Raw genomic sequence first — 18,486 nt, 5'->3', positions numbered from 1 at the left:
GTCAGCTGTTGCTGTAGACCGCCGGCCCGCCGTCGGTGCCGTCCGCGTCGGGACCACGCCCCGCCCACGTCCAGGCGTACGCCGGGTCCTCGACGGCGAGGCCGCCCTCGCCGAGGTCGAGCGGCGCGAAGGTGTCGACCATGACGGCGGACTCCTCGAAGTAGTCCGCGCCGAGCGACGCCTCGATGGCCGACGGCTGCGGGCCGTGGGCGTAGCCGCCGGGGTGCAGCGAGATCGAGCCGAGGTTGATGCCCGACCCCTTGCGCGCCTCGTAGTCGCCACCGACGTAGAACATGACCTCGTCGCTGTCGACGTTGGAGTGGTAGTAGGGCACCGGGATCGCCAGCTCGTGGTAGTCGACCTTGCGGGGCAGGAAGTTGCAGATCACGAAGTTCCAGCCCTCGAAGACCTGGTGCACCGGCGGCGGCTGGTGGATCTTGCCGGTGATCGGCATGTAGTCGTCGATGTTGAACGTGTAGGGGTAGAGGCAGCCGTCCCAGCCGACGACGTCGAAGGGGTGCGTCGCGTAGGTCATCCGGGTGCCGAGGATGCCGGCGCTGGTGCGGTGCTTGACCAGCACGTCGACGTCGGTGAGGTCGCGGTGGCGCGCCACCAGCGCGTCGAGGTCGGTGGGGCCGTGCAGGTCCCGCTCGCAGTACGGCGCGTGCTCGAGGAGCTGCCCGAAGCGCGACAGGTAGCGCTTGGGCGGGTGGATGTGGCTGTTGGCCTCGACGGCGTAGAGCCGGCTCGGCTCGGCGGGCACCCAGCGGTGGGTGGTCGCGCGCGGGATGACGACGTAGTCGCCGGTGCGGTAGGCGACGACCCCGAACACGGTCTCGACGGTGCCGGTGCCGTGCTCGACGTAGACGCACTCGTCGCCGATGGCGTTGCGGTAGAGCGGCGAGGGGTCGGTCCCGGTGAGGACGTAGGCGATCCGGACGTCGTTGTTGCCCAGCACGAGGCGGCGGCCCTCGACCGGGCAGGTGCCGGTCTCGAGGTCGTGCAGCCGCAGGTGTCGCGCCTTGAGCGGGTGGTTGGGCGTGCGCGACTGGTCGGAGAGCTCCCACGTCCGGCTGTCGACGAGCGCCGACGGCACGCCGTGGTGGTAGAGGAGGGAGGAGTCGGAGGAGAAGCCCTCCTCGCCCATCAGCTCCTCGAAGTAGAGTCGGCCCTCGGGATCGCGGTGCTGGGTGTGCCGCTTCGGCGGGATGGATCCCGCGCTCCGGTAGTGCGCCATCGTCCACGTCCTGTCTGGGAGTTCCGTCCGATAAACGGACGTGTTCGTCCGTTATGTGCATGATGGCTAGGGTAGCCCCGTGCCCGTCTCCCAGCCAGCCCCGCTCCCGCCCGCCTGGTCCGGCCTGCTCGACGACGCCGCGATGTTCCCGCCCGGCGACGTCCCCCTCCACGACGCCACCGCGGCGCACGGCGAGCACCGCCGCGCCCGGTACGGCGACCTGCTCGGGTCGTTCGTGCTCCGGGACACCGACCTCCCGCTCCTGCGTGGGGTGTCCCACCCCCTGTCCGTCGTGGTCACCGGAGGCGCCGGGCAGGTCGCCGGGCCCCTCGGCATCGCCGCCCGCCTCGGCCTGTCCGTCACGGGCCTGGAGATCGCGCTGCGCGACCCCGACGACCTCGCCGGCAACGCCCGCCGCGTCGTCGCGGCGCTCGACCACGCCCGCGACGAGGGACTCCTCACCGACGAGGTGACCGTCTTCGTCGAGCTGCCGCAGGCCGACCCGTCGTACGGCTGGGAGGCCGCGGCCGACGAGGTGGCGGCCGCCGAGCTGCGGATCAAGCTCCGCACCGGTGGCGTGGAGGCCCACCTCTTCCCCACCTCGGCCACCCTCGCCGCCTGGATCGACGCCGCGCTCGACCGCGAGGTGCCGTTCAAGTGCACCGCGGGGCTGCACCACGCCGTGCGGCACACGTCCGCCGAGGGCTTCGAGCAGCACGGCTTCCTCAACGTCCTGCTCGCCACGGGCCGGGCCTTCGACGGCGCCTCCCGCGACGACACCGTCGCGACCCTGGAGGAGCGCGACGCCACCCGGCTCGGGGTGGACCTCGAGGAGGTCGCCCGCGCCCGTCGCTGGTTCACCTCGTTCGGCACCTGCTCGGTCGACGAGCCGGTCGCCGACCTCCTCTCCCTCGACCTCCTCCCCCACGACAGCACGGAGCCGCCGCGATGACCGAGACGACCACCACCTGGGTGGAGGGCGCCGCGGGCTCCCTCTTCGACCTCGACAACCTGCCGTACGGCGTGTTCTCCCTCCGCGACCAGGAGGGGGGTGGCGACGACCCCCGCGTGGGCGTCCGCATCGGTGACCACGTGCTCGACCTGGCGCCGGTCGCCGAGATCGGCGACCCCGCCTCCGTCCTGGCCGCCGCGTGGCGGACCCCCAGCCTCAACGCCTTCATGGCGATGGGACCCGAGCAGTGGGCGATCGCCCGGGAGTGGATCGTCGAGGTGCTCGGCCACGACGTGCACGAGGCCCGCACCGCCCCGCACCTCCACCCGCTCACCGCGGTGGAGATGCACCTGCCGATCGAGGTGGGCGACTACGTCGACTTCTACGCCTCCGAGCACCACGCCTCCAACGTCGGCCGGATCTTCCGCCCCGACGCCGAGCCGCTGCTGCCCAACTGGAAGCACCTGCCGGTCGGCTACCACGGGCGGTCCGGGACCGTCGTCGCGTCGGGGACCGACATCGTCCGCCCCTGCGGGCAGCGGAAGGCACCGGCGGACGACGCCCCGACGTACGGGCCCAGCCGTCGCCTCGACATCGAGGCCGAGCTCGGCTTCGTGGTCGGCACGCCGACGCGGCTCGGCGAGCGGGTGTCCACCGCCGACTTCGCTGCCCACACCTTCGGCGTGGTCGGGCTCAACGACTGGTCCGCACGCGACGTGCAGGCCTGGGAGTACGTCCCCCTCGGCCCGTTCCTCGGCAAGTCGTTCGCGACCTCCATCAGCCACTGGGTGACCCCGCTGGCCGCGCTGGACGCCGCCTGGACGGACCTGCCCGGCCAGGACCCCGAGCCGCTGGACTACCTGCGCGTGGACGGCCCGGCCGGCCTCGACATCGCGGTGGAGGTCGTCCTCGACGGCGAGGTCGTCTCCCGACCGCCCTACGCCACGATGTACTGGTCGCCCGCGCAGATGCTCGCCCACACCACGGTCAACGGCGCCTCCGTGCGCACCGGTGACCTGTGGGCCTCGGGCACCATCTCCGGCCCCGACGCGGACCAGCGCGGCTCCCTGCTCGAGCTCAGCTGGGGCGGCCAGGAGCCCTTCACGGCCGGCGGTCGGGAGCGCACGTTCCTCGAGGACGGTGACGAGGTCACCCTGCGCTACACCGCGCCCGGCACGTCGGGTGGCCGGATCGCGCTCGGCGAGGTCACCGGGCGGGTCGTGCCGGCGCGCTGAGCCGGCTCCGGCAGCCACGGGGCGGTGGCGATCTTCTCCAGGCGGTCGCGGGCCGCCGTGGTGGTGAGCAGGACGAGCACCGCCACAGTCACGGCCATCGATCCGACCACGATCGCCAGGTAGGCCCCGTGCAGAGAGGAGTCGAGGGGTGCGACCAGACCGGTGACCACCGATCCCGCCAGCAGGCCCGTGGCCGCGACTCGCGGCAGCCGCTGCACGGCCAGGAACGGCTTGACCCACAGGAAGTACCAGAGGTGGACGACCGGGCTCAGGAGCACGGTCGCTCCCGCGACGAGCGCCACGGCCCGCACCGCCGCATCCGGACGCCCGGTGGCGCCGCGCAGGGCGACCCCTCCGGCCACGGCCACGATGCCGACCTGTGCGAGCCCGCGGACCAGGTCCAGGAACGTCGCCGGGGCGAGGTCGGCGCCCAGCCGGCGGGCCAGCAGGTCGAGGAAGCCTCCCACCACGGTCGGCAGCGACAACGGGGTGTTGACCGTGCCGGGCACCCCCAGCGCCGACACCCAGCCGACGCCCAGCCCCCACGCGACCCCCGGCACGACCAGCGCGGCCACGGCCACGGCCCCGACCTGGACCAGGCGGCGGGCCCGCAGTGCCACCGGGGCGCCGAGCGGCAGCGCGACGAGGACGACCCCGATGCAGACCAGGCCGCCCGGGAGCTTGACCGCCGCGGCGAGACCCCCGACGACGGCTCCCGCCACCCAGCCGTGCTCGGCAGCGAGCACCACCGCTGCGGCCATCAACCCGACCATCAGTAGGTCGTTGTGGAGGCCGCCGACCCCGTTGGCCAGCATCAGCGGTGAGCAGAGCACCAGCGCCGAGGCGAGGGCGGGGTTGGTGCCGCACCAGGTCGCGAGCCGGGGCACCGCCCACCCGAGCAGGACCAGTCCGACCAGCGCGGCTCCGCGGTGCGCGATGACCAGCAGCCACGGGTTGTCGGTGAGGTCCGCGGCCGCGTCGCCGAGCGCGAGGGGAAGCGGGCCGTACGGCGCCGGCGTCTCCATCCAGCGGGGGTCGACGCCCTGCACGATCGGGCCGGCGAGGACCCCCGGACCGTGCTCGTACGGCGAGACGCCCAGGTGCGCGAGGACGCCCTGCGCGGCGTAGGACCAGCCGTCCCTGGAGAACAAGGGCGGGGCGAGCACGAGGGGCGCCGACCACAGCACCGCCGCGAGGCGGACCAGGGCGATCCCGTCGTCACGGGCCGCCCCCTCCGCCCGGGCGACGTGACGGCACAACGCCAGCCACGCGGCGGCGTACAGGCCGAGACCGAGGACCACGAGCGCGAGCGCGGCCATCCGGCCGGCCTCCGCCGCCCGGAGGTCCTGGAGCAGCGGGCCCCGGAGGAGGGCCGTCGAGCGCGGCAACGTGGAGATGACCAGGCCGCCGAGCAGGACGAGCACGCCGCCCGCGAATCCCCGTGTGAGCACGAGCGCACCGTAGGAGCGGTCGCGGACGGGTGGGTGAACGCCGCGGCAACACCCGCCGACCCCTCGCCGACGACCCGTGCGGCGCTAGCCTGCGGGCGTGAGGCAACTCGGCCAGTACCCGGCACCCCGGCACACGATCGCGCACCTGTCCGACCCGCACCTGCTGGCCGGCGGCCGGCTCCAGTACGGCGCCGTCGACACCGAGGCCGGGCTGGCCCGCGCCCTGGAGCGGCTCGCAGCCGTGGACCCGGCCCCGCAGGCGCTGGTCCTCACCGGCGACCTGGCCGACAGGGCCGAGCCGGCGGCGTACGCACGGCTGCGCGAGCTGGTGGAGCCCGCCGCCGAGGCGATGGGCGCGGTCGTGGTCTGGGTGATGGGCAACCACGACGAGCGGGTGCCGTACGCCCGCGGCCTCTTCGACTCCGACGACGACGGCCCCCAGGACCGGGTGCACGAGGTGGACGGGCTGCGGATCGTCGCCCTCGACACCAGCGTCCCCGGCTACCACCACGGCGACCTCACCGAGGCGCAGCTGGAGTGGCTGGCCGACGTGCTCGCGACACCCGCGCCGCACGGCACCCTGCTCGCGATGCACCACCCGCCGCTGCCGCTCCCGATGCTGCGCGCGGCCGAGCTGATCGAGCTGCACGAGCAGCACCGACTCGCCGCCGTCGTGGAGGGCAGCGACGTGCGCGGGATCCTCTCCGGGCACCTGCACTTCTCGACCTGGTCGACCTTCGCCGGCGTGCCCGTCTCGGTGGCGTCGGCGTCCTGCTACACCTCGGACCCGGCGCCGGTGGAGCGCTTCGTGTCCGGCGTCGACGGGTCGCAGTCCTTCACGATGGTCCATGCGTACGACGACCGGCTGGTGCACACGATCGTGCCGCTGGTCCCGGGCCCGGAGGTCAACGGGGTCGGTGTCGACATCCTGGAGGCACTGGGGTCGATCAGCCTGGCGGAGGCCGTCGAGATGGCCTCGAGCAAGACCTCACCGTTCAACACGGGCGGCGGGGCGTAGACCCCACATCGTTGCCCCGCCACCCGTGAGCTGGTGGGTCGGTCAGGAACGGTCGCTCGAGTCGCCGCTCACGACGACGTAGAAGCGCTTGCGGTTGTCGGCGGTGGTGACGCTGCCGTCGCTGAGCCGCGGGCTGACCACGAGGTGGCTGCTGTTGCCGGTGCCGGGAGGCGCGCAGTTGACGACGCCGGGCTGGCACACGGCGGCCGAGACCTCGCCGGAGAACTCCGGGTTGGCGTCGGCGCCCGCGGCGCGGCCGTTGGTCACGGTGTCGCCGTTCTGGTCGACGGTGTTCTGCAGCGCGATGGTCGCGATGACGGCGTTGTTGCTCAGGTCCTCGCCGGCGTTGATGTAGACGTTGCCGTTGGCGCGCAGGCCGGCGGCGTCGGCGCCCATGGGGGCGAGGGTCGGGTAGGCCGCGGTGACCGAGAAGCCGCCGGACTGGGCGATGATCGCACCGGCCGCGTCGACGAGGGCCCAGCGGCCGACACCGGCGGGACCCTGCGCACCGGCGGGGAGCTGGCCGTCGGCGAAGTCGCGGACCTTGAGCGACTTGTCGCGGATGTCCATCGAGCCGAGCGACCCGTTCTTCACGTCGCGGCCCTTGAGGTTGTTGTCCTTGACGTCCACGGACTTGATCGAGCCGTTGCGGATGTCGTCGGAACCGATCAGGCCGGCGGCGTAGGACGTGCCGGTCGAGGCGACCACGAGAGCCATCACGGAGACGGCCATGGACGGGGACGGGCGGCGGATGGAGGGGAGACGCATGGTGGAACCCTTCGTCGGCGGACACCGTCACTCGACGGCTGATCACCGTTCGGAGTGAGCCACGTCACCGGATTGGTCCGGCTCTCAGACGCCCTCGGTGCCGATGCCGGGATGCACGAAGGGACGGCCCGCCCGCAGCTGCTCGGTCGCGCCCGGGTGCACGCGGGCGAGGTGGGCCAGCCCGCGGCGTCGGTAGCGGAGGATCTGCACGACCCCGAGCCCCCAGAAGAGGTACTGCACCGAGAGCGCGAGCCGGTAGTCGTCGAGCGTGTAGGAGTCCATCCCGCCGGGCTCCACGAGGTCGAGGACGACACCGATCAGCGCCATCGTCAGCAGGGCGGCGGTGAAGCCACCGACGTTGACCAGCCCGTTGGCGCGGCCGATCGCGTGCACCGGCGTGAAGGTGCGGGCGAGGTCGAAGCCGACCATCGCCGCGGGGCCGCCGGTGGCGGTCGTGCACGCCATCACGACGACGATCCAGTCCGGCGCGGGTCCCGACCACAGCAGGACGGCCGTCCACGGCACCACCATCGCCACGACGATCCCGATGACGATCCACGAGCGCCAGTAGGGCAGGCGGCTGACCAGCCTCGCCAGCACCAGCCCGCTGACGACCGCCCACGCGGTCATCACCATCAGCAGGGTGCTGGCCGCCGCCTCCGACCAGCCGAGGCCCTGCACGAGGAACGGGTAGCCCCACAGCAGGGTGAAGACCGTCGCCGCGAACTGGGAGGTGAAGTGCGACCACATGCCCAGCCGCGTGCCGGGGTTGCCCCACAGGGTGCGCACGGACAGCGCGAGCGCGCGCAGCTTGACCTGGACGACCTGGTCGCGCCGGTACGGCGAGTCCTTGACGAAGAGCGCGACGGCCACGAGCAGGACGATCCCCAGGCTGGAGACCGCCGCGAAGGCCTGCGTCCACCCGAGCCGGTCGAGGAGGAAGGCGAGCGGGGCGGCCGCGACGATCGCCCCCATCTGGCCCACCAGCCCGGTGAGCTGGGTGACCATCGGTGCCTGGCGGACCAGGAACCACACCGTCACCAGCCGGATCACGCTCACGAAGACCATCGCGTCCCCGGCGCCGAGCACGGCCCGCGCCACGACGGCGCCGCCGAAGGACGTGGTGAACGCGAAGAACAGCTGCCCGGCCGTCATCAGCGCCAGACCGGACAGCAGCATGGCGCGCGACCCGAAGCGGTCCAGCATGACGCCCACCGGCACCTGCATCGCGGCGTACACGACGAGCTGGAGGACGGTGAAGGCCGCCAGCCGGGTGGCGTTGATGTCGAAGCGCTCGGAGGCCAGCAGCCCGGCGACGCCGAGCGAGCTGCGGTGGAAGACCGCGAGCACGTAGACCGCCAGGGCGACGAGCCAGATGGCCCACGCCCGGCGCCGTCCGATGTCGTGGACCTGCACATTCACCGGGCCAGTCTGCCCGCGTGCGCCGGCCACAGCCGACGGGGTCCGATGTGTGGGGCGACCACATTGCTGCGGTGTGATGTCGGTCACGACAGTGTCAGGCATGACACCTCTCCCGCACGCCCTCGCCCGGGCCACCGCCCTCGTCGTGCTCGCCGGCGGCGCCCTGGTCGGCGCCCCGGCCGGCGCCGCTCCGAGAACGGCCGCCCCCGGAGCCGACCGCCCCGACCCGACCGCTGCGGGCTGGTGCGCCGACCGCGCGGGCCTGGTGGTCAAGGGCGCCGAGCACCAGGTGTCGGCGTGCCTGGGCGACCTCACGACGGCCGGCACGGTCGCCTCGGGCCACACCGTCCAGTCCGACTGGAACGGCCTGCACGCGGCCGGCACCCGCAACCCCAGCGGCGTACCGGGCATCCAGCTCGACGGCTACTTCCCCGACACCTCGACCACCAACACCCACCACGGGTGGGACCACGACGCCCAGTTCGTCATCCGCCTCCCCGAGGAGTGGAACGGCGGGATCGTGGTGACCGGCGCCCCGGGCGTGCGGGGCCAGTACGCGAACGACTTCATCATCGGCGACTGGGTGCTGAGCAAGGGCTACGCGTTCGCGTCCACCGACAAGGGCAACACCGGGGCCGCGTATTACCGCGACGGCTCGAGCCCGGGCGGCTCGATCCGTGAGTGGCACCGCCGGGTCACCGAGCTCACCCGGGCGACGAAGCGCGTCGTCCGCCAGGCGTACGGCGCGCAGGCCGACCGCACCTACATGGCCGGGATATCCAACGGCGGCTACCTCACCCGCTGGCAGCTGGAGAACAAACCGCAGCTCTTCGACGGCGGCCTGGACTGGGAGGGCACCCTGTTCCGCGCGGAGGGCCCGAACCTGCTCACCTTCCTGCCGACCGCGCTGAAGAACTACCCGGCGTACGCCGCGACCGGCGACCCCGCCGCGCACGACGCGATCATCGCTGCCGGCTTCGCACCCGGCTCGGAGTTCCTGTGGGCGTTCCACCACTCCTACTACTGGGACCTCACCCAGCGGATCTACCGCGAGGAGCTCGACCCGACGTGGGACGGCGCGCTCGACGCCGGGATCCCGTTCTGCGCGAGCGGGACGCCCTCGTGCGACGCGGACTACAACTACGCCTCACGCCCGCGGGCGGTGAAGGACGCCGTGCGCTCGGTGTCGCTGACCGGCCGGATCCGCCGGCCGATGATCACCGTGCACGGCTCCCTCGACACCCTCCTCCCGCCCGCCGTCGACTCCGACGTGTATGACGCCCTGGTCGACGAGGCAGGCAGCGGTCGGATGCACCGCTACTACCTCGTCGAGGACGGCACCCACACCGACGGCCTCTACCCGGCGTACCCGGACCGGCTCCGTCCGCTCCTCCCCTGCGCCCGGGACGCCTTCGACCTGCTGACCGCGTGGGTGGAGGACGGGGTGACCCCGCCGCCCGACGGGTTCCGGCCGCGGCCCACCGGCGGCGACCTGCTCGACACCTGCGAGCTCTGAGTGGCGTGAGACGCAGAACGGCCGGACCCAGCGGGTCCGGCCGTTCGTGTGTGGCAGATGAAGGATTCGAACCTTCGAAGGCGTAAGCCGACGGATTTACAGTCCGCTCCCATTGGCCGCTCGGGCAATCTGCCAATGCGTCACCCCTGTGGGGATCGACAGCAAGAGAGGATAGCGTCTGTCCGACGCACAGGAGAAACCGGAGGGACCCATGGCCGACTCGAGCTTCGACATCGTGAGCAAGCTGGACCGTCAGGAGGTGGACAACGCCCTCGGACAGGCGGCGCGGGAGATCGCGACCCGCTTCGACTTCAAGGGCACGGGCGCCACCATCGAGTGGCAGGGCGAGCAGGCCATCGAGATCACGGCCTCGGCCGACGACCGCGCCACCGCGGTGCTCGACGTGTTCAAGGACAAGCTCATCAAGCGCAACCAGAGCCTCAAGATCCTCGACGCCTCCGAGCCCCGCGCCTCGGGCCAGCAGTCCAAGATCTCCATCGCGCTCAAGGAGGGCATCACCTCCGAGGACGCCAAGAAGATCGGCAAGCTGATCCGCGACGAGGGCCCCAAGGGGGTCAAGGCGCAGGTGCAGGGAGACGAGCTGCGGGTGTCGTCGAAGAAGCGCGACGACCTGCAGGCCGTGCAGGCGCTCGTCAAGGCGCAGGACTACGACTTCGCGGTGCAGTTCACCAACTACCGCTGAGACCCGCCGCGGCGGGCGCGCTCGCGGTCGGTGTCGCGGCCGGCGATTCCTCCGGGGGGCCGGAGGCACGTCGCCGGACGCGACACCCTCACCACACTGTGCCGCCGAGGCGGCGGGACACCCCTCCCGACCCGGGTGCCCGAGGATCGGTGTCGCTCCGCCGCACCTCTCGGGAAGGTCCGGCGGAGGGACACTGATGCAACCCCGCGTCTCCGCTCCCCCCTGGGTTGCCCTGGTACTGCGGCAAGCCTCGTCGACGATGGCGCCGACGGGACGACTTTGCGTGGCTATACCCCATTTGGACTAGCGCAGCTGGGTAGGACGGTCCCCGGCACCTGCCCGCGAGGTGACTAGGCGGACGCGGTCTCGCGGGGGCCGAGGTGCTCGAGCGCCTCGACCAGGTCTCGCGGCAGCAGCCGGCCGCCGACCACCCGGGCGACCTCCTCGTCGGCGCCGCGACCGGCGATGTAGACAGGATGGTCCTGAGACAGCTTCGCGAGCGAGGTGCTGTGCGCGGTCAGGGCGGTGGGCCGGGTCGCCGCGAGCACGACCGCGTCGGCGCCGACGCTCCGCGCCGCGCTGACGAGCGCGGTGACGGGGGTGTCGGCCCCCAGGAAGAGGGTGCGCCAGCCCCGCTCGCCGAGCAGCAGCGAGAAGCACAGGAGCATCAGGTCGTGCCGCTCCCCCGGCGGGCAGGCCAGCAGCACCCGGGGACGCCGCACCCCCGGCACGGGCAGCACCTCGTGCTGGTGGGCCAGGGCGGAGAGCCGTCGGCGCAGCAGGTTGCTGGCGAAGTGCTCGTGGGCGACCGAGAGCGAGCCGTCCTCCCAGCGGTCCCCGAGCTGCACGAGGAACGGGATGACCACGTGGGTCAGGGCCTCGCTGAGCGGGACGTCCCACAGGAGTTGGACGAGCGCGCGGTCGGCGGCCTCCTCGTCGAAGGCCTCGATGCCCACCCAGAGCTCACCCAACGGATCCATCACCTTCACCAGCGCACGATAGCCGCAGGATCCCCCGGTGGCGGCCCGGAGCCGGGCCCGCCACCGGGGATTCACCTGAATGGGTGACGCCGGTCCAGCCCGGTCCAGCCCGGCCTGCCGGCTCAGCCCGCCAGGGAGGGCCGCATGGACGGTACGACGGTCGCGCCGGCCGTGACGGTCAGCCAGACGGTTGCTCCCTCCTCGATCCCCAGCGACCGGGCGTGCGTGCGGGTGAGGACCACCGACACCTCCTCGCCGGCCACGGTCAGGACGACGAGGCGCACCTCGAAGCCGACCCGCACCATCCGGGCGACGGTGCCCTCGACGGCGCCGGCGAAAAGCGGGGACGTGGCGACGTCGATGTCGTGGGGCCGGACGGCGGTCCCGGCGAGGTGCGTCACCTCGCCGAGGAAGGACATGACGAAGTCGTTGGCCGGGTCGTCGTACAGCTGGTCGGGGGTGCCGACCTGCTCGACGCGGCCCTCGTTGATCACCACGATCTCGTCGGCGACCTCGAGCGCCTCCTCCTGGTCGTGGGTCACGAAGATCGTGGTCACGTGCACCTCGTCGTGCAGGCGGCGCAGCCACTCACGGAGCTCCTTGCGGACCTTGGCGTCGAGCGCGCCGAAGGGCTCGTCCAGCAGCAGGACGCTGGGCTCCACCGCGAGGGCACGCGCGAGCGCCATGCGCTGCCGCTGCCCGCCGGAGAGCTGCGAGGGCAGGCGGTGGGCGAACTGCGACAGGTGCACGAGCGCGAGGAGCTCGTCGACGCGGGCGGCCACCTCGGCCTTGCTCTTCTTGCGGATCTCGAGGCCGAACGCGACGTTCTTGGCCACGGTCATGTGCTTGAAGACCGCGTAGTGCTGGAAGACGAAACCGACGTTGCGCTTCTGCGCGGGCAGGTGCGTGGCCTCGACCCCCTCGATCGTGACCGAGCCCGTGTCGGCCTTCTCGAGGCCGGCGATGATGCGCAGGAGGGTGGACTTGCCACCGCCGCTGGGGCCCAGAAGGGCCGTCAGCCGACCCGTCGGGATGGAGACGTTGACGTCGTCGAGGGCGACGAAGTCGCCGAACTTCTTGTTCAGGCCTGAGACCTCGATGCTCATGGGTGGACCTTTCTGGCAGTACAGCTGAGGAGGGGCATCGCTCTCACCCGTGGTTCTTGGGTCGGATGATGGCGACGATCACGATGCAGGCCACGGACACCATGGCCAGGAGGAACGCGGTCGCGTAGGCGGCCTGCTGGTCGAAGTTGAGGTACTTCTCCTCGACCACGAGGGTGGCGGTGCGGGTCTGGCCGAGCACGTTGCCCGAGACCACCTTGACCGCGCCGAACTCCCCGAGCGAGCGGGCCAGGGTCAGCACGACTCCGTAGACGATGCCCCACTTGATGGACGGCAGCGTGATGCGCCGGAAGCACTGGAGCCCGCTGGCCCCCAGGCTCTGGGCCGCCTGCTCCTGCTCGATGCCGACCTCTTCCAGCACGGGCACGATCTCGCGGATCATCAGAGGCAGGGCCACGAAGGTGGTCGCCATGATGATGCCGGGGGTCGAGAAGATGATGTCGAGCCCCCACCCGGCCAGGGTGGGACCGAGCCACCCGTTGCGACCGCCGTAGGCGAGGACGAGCGCGAGCCCGACCACGATGGGCGACACCGACAGCGGCAGGTCGAGCAGGGCGTTGAGCAGCCGCTTCCCCGGGAACTCGTAGCGCACGAGCAGCAGGGACATCCCCACGCCGAACAGCGTGTTGATCACGACCGAGAAGAACGCGACGTACACGCTCAGCTGGAGGGCGACGACGATGTCGGGGTCCTCCAGGAGCGCACGGATCGAGCCGAGCCCGTCCTCGAAGGTGTTCGTGGCGACCAGGGACACCGGCCAGGCGACGAGGAAGAACAGGTACGCCGTGGCGACGAGGCGCAGGACGTAGGTCGTCGGGGTCCTGCGGACGCGAGGGGGTCGCCGCGACGCCTCCACCGGTGGTGGAGCGGCGACGTCGTGGACCAGCGTGTCAGCCACGGGCAGCCACCCGCCTCTGGATCACGTCGAGGAGCACGATCACGGCCAGCGAGATCATCAGGAGCACCGTGGCGACGGCCGCGGCCGCGGCCACGTTGTCGTTCTCGATGCTGCTCAGGATCCGCACGGAGGTGACCTCGGTCTGGAACGGGAGGTTGCCCGACAGCAGCACGAGCGAGCCGTACTCGCTGACGCCACGGGCGAAGGAAAGGGCGGCACCCGCGGCGATCGCCGGGGCAAGGCTCGGCAGGACCACCCGTCGGAACGTCGTGAACCGGCTCGCACCGAGTGAGGCGGCTGCTTCCTCGACGTCCTGGTCGAGCTCCTCCAGCACCGGCTGGACCATGCGGACCACGAACGGCAACGTCACGAAGAGGAAGGCCAGGAAGACGGCCGGCCGGGAGTTGGCGATGTCGACACCCAGTGGGCTGTCCGCGTTGCCGTAGAGCGACAGCAGCACCAGGCCGGCCACGATCGTCGGCAGCGCGAAGGGGATGTCGATCAGCACCTCGAGCACCGACTTGCCCCAGAAGCGGTCACGCACCAGCACCCAGGCGATGAGTGGACCCATGACGACGTTGACCGCGGTCACGCCCAGGGCGGTGAAGACGGTGAGCTTGATCGCGGCGATGGTCTGCCCGTTGGTGATCGCGCTCCAGAAGGCTTCCCAGCCGCCGTCGATCGCCGTGACGACGACGCAGGCCAGGGGGATCAGGACCAGCGCACTGAACCAGATCATGGCGATGCCGAGCCCGATGCCCGACGACCGCGTGAGGGTGGAACGCGGACCCGACCGGCGAGGAGTCCTCGCCGGTCGGACGCGGGATATCTCGATGGAGGTCATGCGCTCACTCGAGGGAGAGGCCGGCGCCGAGGATGGCCTCGAAGACGATGCCGTTCTCCTCGTCGAAGAACTTCGTGGAGGCCTCGTCCCAGCCGCCGAAGTCCTCGTCCACCGTCAGCAGGGTGGGGACCTCGGGGAAGGGGTTCGCCGGGTCCTTGGCACCCTCGACGGTGCCGCCGTAGTCGACGTCGTCGCGGATCGGACGGAAGCCGGTGAGGGCGAACTGCACCTGGCCCTCGTCGGAGAGCACGAAGTCGAGCCAGTCCTGCGACGGTGGGGAGGCGTCCTTCAGGATGGCGCCGGCGTTCTCGATCAGGAGCGAGGTCTCCGGGAGGATGTACTCGAAGGGCTCGTCGTTCTGCGCGGCCAGGATGGCCTCGTTCTCGTAGGCCATCAGCACGTCGCCGGTGCCGCCGAGGAACGCCGTGGTCGCGTCGCGACCGCTGCCCGGGAGCGCGACGACGTTCTCGAAGAACTTGTTGATGTAGTCGGTGGCCTCCTCCTCGGTGCCACCGTCGCTGATGACCTGGCCGTAGGCGGCCAGCGCGTTCCAGCGGGCCGCGCCGGAGGACGCCGGGTTGGCCGTGACGATCTCGACGCCGGGCTTGACCAGGTCGGCCCAGGTCCGGATGTTCTTGGGGTTGCCGTCACGGACCCCGAAGACGACCACGGAGTGGGAGACGATGCCCTTGTTCTCCCCGTCGTCCCAGCTCGCGTCGACCAGGCCCTCGTCCTCGAGACGCGTGACGTCCGGCGGCACGGAGAAGTGGACGTAGTCCGCCTCGAGGCCCGCCACGACGGCACGGCTCTGGTCACCGGAGGCGCCGTACGACGTCTGGAACGCCACGCCCTGGCCCTCGGGGGTCTGCTTGAACTCGGCAGCGAGGTTCTTGTTGGCGGCCTCGGGGACGGCGAACCCGACGATGCTGATCGTCTCCTCCGCATCGGCGTCACTGCTGCTGGCGCCGGGGGCGCACGCGGACAGGGCCAGCATCCCGGTGAGTGAAGCGGCGACCAGCCGCCGGGAGGTCTTGCTGGGGATGGACATGAGAGCTCTCTTTCGGATGTCCCGAGATGGACAGTTAATAACTAATGTCGCGCAGACTACATGACTTAGAAGAGATTCAGACGAGTGGTCTGCACGTGTCGCGTGTCACCCGCGACCCCGGTCCACGCAGCGGCATCCGGCCGGCCCCGTCGGGCCTCCCGACTACAGTGGGCGGCCGGACATCAGGCAGTGAGGCATAGAGGTGACAAGGCCGTGACCAAGCAGGTCAAGCAGCTCGATCGGGTGATCATCCGGTTCGCCGGCGACTCCGGCGACGGCATGCAGCTGACGGGGGACCGCTTCACCCAGGAGTCGGCCGTCTTCGGCAACGACCTGGTGACGCTGCCCAACTTCCCCGCCGAGATCCGCGCCCCCCAGGGCACGCTGCCGGGCGTCTCGTCGTTCCAGGTGCACTTCGCCGACCACGACATCCTGACGGCCGGCGACGCCCCCGACGTGCTCGTGGCGATGAACCCCGCCGCCCTGCGTGCCAACCTCGGCGACCTGCCCGTCGGTGCGACGATCATCGTGGACACCCACGACTTCACGGCGCGCAACCTCGCCAAGGCCGGTTACGACGCCAACCCGCTCGACGGCGACGGGCTCGCGGAGTTCGCGGTGCACCAGATCGACCTGACCGGCATGACGGTCGCGGCGGTCAAGGAGTTCGGGCTGTCCCGCAAGGACGCCGCACGCGCCAAGAACATGTTCGCCCTCGGCCTGCTGTCGTGGATGTACGGCCGCCCCACCGAGTCCACGATCTCGTTCCTCGAGCGCCGCTTCGCCCGGGTCCCCGACATCCGCGACGCCAACGTGACGGCGTTCAAGGCGGGGTGGAACTTCGGCGAGACCACCGAGACCTTCATCGTCCGCTACGAGGTCAAGCCCGCCCCGATGGCCGCGGGCACCTACCGCAACATCACCGGCAACCTCGCGCTGGCCTACGGCCTCGTCGCCGGCGGCGTGCAGTCGGGCCTCCAGGTCTTCCTCGGCTCCTACCCGATCACCCCGGCCTCCGACATCCTCCACGAGCTCAGCAAGCACAAGTCGTTCGGTGTCACGACCTTCCAGGCCGAGGACGAGATCGCCGGCGTCGGTGCCGCCATCGGCGCGTCCTTCGCCGGGCACCTCGGCGTGACGACCACCTCCGGGCCGGGCATCGCGCTCAAGTCCGAGGCGATCGGCCTCGCCGTGATGACCGAGCTGCCGCTGCTGGTCATCGACGTCCAGCGCGGCGGCCCCTCCACCGGACTGCCGACCAAGACCGAGCAGGCCGACCTGCTGCAGGCGATGTTCGGTCGCAACGGCGAGGCCCCGGTGCCGATCGTCGCGCCCCAGTCCCCCGGCGACTGCTTCGACGCCGCCCTCGAGGCCGCCCGGATCGCCATCACCTACCGCACGCCGGTGATGCTGCTCTCCGACGGCTACCTGGCCAACGGCTCCGAGCCGTGGCGCATCCCCGAGGTCTCCGAGATGCCCGTCATCGACCCCGACTTCGCCACCACCCGCAACCACGGCGACGGGGACGACGCCGAGTTCTGGCCCTACGAGCGCGACGCCGAGACCCTCGCGCGGCCGTGGGCGATCCCCGGCACCCCCGGACTCGAGCACCGCATCGGCGGGCTCGAGAAGGGCGACGGCCACGGCAACATCTCCTACGACCCCGCCAACCACGACTTCATGGTCCGCACCCGTCAGGCCAAGGTCGACCGCATCGCCGACTCGCTGCCCCCGCTCGAGGTCGACGACCCCGACGGCGCGGCCAAGGTCCTGGTGCTCGGGTGGGGCTCGACGTACGGTCCGATCGGCGCCGGCGTACGCCGCGTGCGCAAGGCCGGCTACCAGGTCGCGCAGGCCCACCTGCGCCACCTCAACCCCTTCCCGAAGGACCTCGGCGAGGTCCTCGCCCGCTACGACAAGGTGCTGGTCCCCGAGATGAACCTCGGCCAGCTCTCCCTGCTGCTGCGCGCGAAGTACCTCGTCGACGTCGTCGGCTACAACGAGGTCCGCGGCCTGCCGCTCAAGGCCGCCGTGCTCGCCGACGTCATCGGCGGCCTCGTCGCCGAGGCGGAGGGCATCGAGGTCGATCTCACCCCTGTCGAGAAGGAGATCCGATGACCACCGACAGCACCACCGATCTCGGCCTGCCCGGGCTGCGGTCCGGCACCGAGGGCGTCCCGACGATCGACGCGGGCGAGACGCAGACCGGCAAGGACTTCACCTCCGACCAGGAGGTCCGCTGGTGCCCCGGCTGCGGCGACTACGCCGTGCTCAAGGCCGTGCAGTCCTTCCTCCCCGACCTCGGCCTGCGCCGCGAGAACATCGTCTTCGTCTCCGGCATCGGCTGCTCCTCGCGCTTCCCCTACTACCTCGACACCTACGGCATGCACTCGATCCACGGGCGTGCCCCGTCGATCGCGACCGGCATCGCCACCGCGCGAGAGGACCTCTCGGTCTGGGTCGTCACCGGTGACGGCGACGCGCTGTCCATCGGCGGCAACCACCTCATCCACGCGCTGCGCCGCAACGTCAACATGACGATCCTGCTCTTCAACAACCGCATCTACGGACTCACCAAGGGGCAGTATTCCCCCACCTCCGAGCCCGGCAAGGTCACCAAGTCGACCCCGATGGGATCGGTCGACCACCCGTTCAACCCGGTGTCCCTGGCGCTGGGTGCCGAGGCGTCGTTCGTGGCCCGCACCATCGACTCCGACCGCAAGCACCTCACCGCGGTGCTCGCCGCGGCTGCCGCGCACCGCGGGACCTCCCTGGTCGAGATCTACCAGAACTGCCCGATCTTCAACGACGGCGCCTTCGACGCGATCAAGAACCCCAACACCAAGGCCGACGCCATCATCCCGCTCGTCCACGGCGAGCAGATCCGCTTCGGTGCACCGCTCGAGTCCGGGCTGGGCTCCAAGGCGCTGGTGCGCGACACCAACGGTGGGGGCGTCCTCGTCGTGGAGGCCGCCGACGTCGACGACGCCGACATCCTGGTCCACGACGCCCACCACGACGACCCGTCGACCGCCTTCGCGATCAGCCGGCTCACCGACTCCGGCTACCTCAACCAGTCACCGATCGGCATCTTCCGCCAGGTCGAGCGGGCGACGTACGACGACCAGGCGCGAGCCCAGCTCACCACCGCCCGCGGCGACTCCGAGGACGACCCGCAGGCACGCCTGTCGGCACTCATCGGCGGCGGCGACACCTGGACGGTCGTCTGACCCGTCCCGGGCGCGCCCCACCTCGCTACGACGAACGACGAACGACCCGGCGCATCGCGC

The 18,486-nt window shown here is 71.4% G+C and carries 16 protein-coding genes and 1 tRNA gene; 7 read left to right on the top strand and 10 right to left on the bottom strand.

Annotated elements, in window-relative coordinates; genetic code table 11:
* Window position 1: 1 nt before the first annotated feature.
* Window positions 2–1,237, bottom strand: coding sequence for a homogentisate 1,2-dioxygenase (locus tag DAE25_RS01730; RefSeq protein WP_107764513.1), 1,236 nt, complete (start codon window positions 1,235–1,237; stop codon window positions 2–4).
* Window positions 1,238–1,316: 79 nt separating this feature from the next.
* Between DAE25_RS01730 and DAE25_RS01725 the strand changes: the two genes are divergently transcribed.
* Window positions 1,317–2,189 (top strand): hypothetical protein, encoded by an 873-nt coding sequence (locus DAE25_RS01725; RefSeq protein WP_234410786.1) that lies wholly within the window; start codon window positions 1,317–1,319, stop codon window positions 2,187–2,189.
* Window positions 2,186–3,424 carry a fumarylacetoacetase gene (fahA, locus tag DAE25_RS01720; protein WP_107764512.1) on the top strand — a complete coding sequence of 413 codons (1,239 nt, stop codon included), beginning with the start codon at window positions 2,186–2,188 and terminating at the stop codon, window positions 3,422–3,424. Before DAE25_RS01725 ends, fahA begins: the two co-directional genes overlap by 4 nt.
* Here fahA and mptB read toward each other — a convergent pair.
* Complete coding sequence (mptB, locus tag DAE25_RS01715; RefSeq protein WP_107764511.1) at window positions 3,349–4,875, bottom strand: polyprenol phosphomannose-dependent alpha 1,6 mannosyltransferase MptB; 1,527 nt, start codon at window positions 4,873–4,875, stop codon at window positions 3,349–3,351. The two genes, fahA and mptB, sit on opposite strands and share 76 nt — an antisense overlap.
* Before the next feature lie 97 nt (window positions 4,876–4,972).
* Between mptB and DAE25_RS01710 the strand changes: the two genes are divergently transcribed.
* Complete coding sequence (locus DAE25_RS01710; RefSeq protein ID WP_107764510.1) at window positions 4,973–5,893, top strand: phosphodiesterase; 921 nt, start codon at window positions 4,973–4,975, stop codon at window positions 5,891–5,893.
* 42 nt (window positions 5,894–5,935) lie between these two features.
* Here DAE25_RS01710 and DAE25_RS01705 read toward each other — a convergent pair whose 3' ends face one another.
* Complete coding sequence (locus DAE25_RS01705) at window positions 5,936–6,661, bottom strand: hypothetical protein (RefSeq protein ID WP_107764509.1); 726 nt, start codon at window positions 6,659–6,661, stop codon at window positions 5,936–5,938.
* A gap of 84 nt (window positions 6,662–6,745) precedes the next feature.
* Complete coding sequence (locus tag DAE25_RS01700) at window positions 6,746–8,083, bottom strand: MFS transporter (RefSeq protein ID WP_234410785.1); 1,338 nt, start codon at window positions 8,081–8,083, stop codon at window positions 6,746–6,748.
* A 100-nt stretch (window positions 8,084–8,183) separates the two neighbouring features.
* Here DAE25_RS01700 and DAE25_RS01695 point away from each other — a divergent pair, with 100 nt between their 5' ends.
* The gene (locus DAE25_RS01695) at window positions 8,184–9,599 is read left to right on the top strand and encodes a tannase/feruloyl esterase family alpha/beta hydrolase (RefSeq protein WP_107764507.1); all 1,416 of its coding nucleotides are present in this window, start codon (window positions 8,184–8,186) and stop codon (window positions 9,597–9,599) included.
* 51 nt (window positions 9,600–9,650) lie between these two features.
* Here DAE25_RS01695 and DAE25_RS01690 read toward each other — a convergent pair.
* A tRNA-Tyr gene (locus DAE25_RS01690) sits at window positions 9,651–9,733 on the bottom strand.
* Between the two features lie 77 nt (window positions 9,734–9,810).
* On the opposite strand from DAE25_RS01690, the gene DAE25_RS01685 reads away from it, so the two are divergent.
* Complete coding sequence (locus DAE25_RS01685) at window positions 9,811–10,302, top strand: YajQ family cyclic di-GMP-binding protein (protein WP_056887594.1); 492 nt, start codon at window positions 9,811–9,813, stop codon at window positions 10,300–10,302.
* A gap of 350 nt (window positions 10,303–10,652) precedes the next feature.
* On the opposite strand, the gene DAE25_RS01680 is transcribed toward DAE25_RS01685, so the two are convergent.
* From DAE25_RS01680 to DAE25_RS01660, 5 genes are all read right to left on the bottom strand, one after another.
* The gene (locus DAE25_RS01680) at window positions 10,653–11,282 is read right to left on the bottom strand and encodes a cobalamin B12-binding domain-containing protein (RefSeq protein ID WP_234410834.1); all 630 of its coding nucleotides are present in this window, start codon (window positions 11,280–11,282) and stop codon (window positions 10,653–10,655) included.
* 122 nt (window positions 11,283–11,404) lie between these two features.
* On the bottom strand, window positions 11,405–12,388 hold the full coding sequence (locus tag DAE25_RS01675; RefSeq protein ID WP_107764505.1) for a sulfate/molybdate ABC transporter ATP-binding protein: 984 nt from the start codon (window positions 12,386–12,388) through the stop codon (window positions 11,405–11,407).
* Window positions 12,389–12,431: 43 nt separating this feature from the next.
* The gene (locus tag DAE25_RS01670) at window positions 12,432–13,304 is read right to left on the bottom strand and encodes a sulfate ABC transporter permease (protein WP_234410784.1); all 873 of its coding nucleotides are present in this window, start codon (window positions 13,302–13,304) and stop codon (window positions 12,432–12,434) included.
* Complete coding sequence (cysT, locus tag DAE25_RS01665; RefSeq protein WP_107764504.1) at window positions 13,297–14,148, bottom strand: sulfate ABC transporter permease subunit CysT; 852 nt, start codon at window positions 14,146–14,148, stop codon at window positions 13,297–13,299. Before cysT ends, DAE25_RS01670 begins: the two co-directional genes overlap by 8 nt.
* Window positions 14,149–14,152: 4 nt before the next feature.
* On the bottom strand, window positions 14,153–15,196 hold the full coding sequence (locus DAE25_RS01660; RefSeq protein ID WP_107764503.1) for a sulfate ABC transporter substrate-binding protein: 1,044 nt from the start codon (window positions 15,194–15,196) through the stop codon (window positions 14,153–14,155).
* Window positions 15,197–15,475: 279 nt separating this feature from the next.
* Here DAE25_RS01660 and DAE25_RS01655 point away from each other — a divergent pair, with 279 nt between their 5' ends.
* Both DAE25_RS01655 and DAE25_RS01650 read left to right on the top strand, forming a co-directional pair.
* The gene (locus DAE25_RS01655) at window positions 15,476–17,314 is read left to right on the top strand and encodes a 2-oxoacid:acceptor oxidoreductase subunit alpha (RefSeq protein WP_234410833.1); all 1,839 of its coding nucleotides are present in this window, start codon (window positions 15,476–15,478) and stop codon (window positions 17,312–17,314) included.
* Window positions 17,311–18,426 carry a 2-oxoacid:ferredoxin oxidoreductase subunit beta gene (locus DAE25_RS01650; protein WP_107764501.1) on the top strand — a complete coding sequence of 372 codons (1,116 nt, stop codon included), beginning with the start codon at window positions 17,311–17,313 and terminating at the stop codon, window positions 18,424–18,426. Before DAE25_RS01655 ends, DAE25_RS01650 begins: the two co-directional genes overlap by 4 nt.
* The last annotated feature ends 60 nt before the right edge of the window (window positions 18,427–18,486 follow it).

It is taken from the genome of Nocardioides terrigena (assembly GCF_003047265.1).
Lineage (GTDB): Bacteria > Actinomycetota > Actinomycetes > Propionibacteriales > Nocardioidaceae > Nocardioides > Nocardioides terrigena.
Note: the sequence above shows the minus strand (reverse complement) of the source record. Positions and strands in the feature narration are given on the sequence as shown.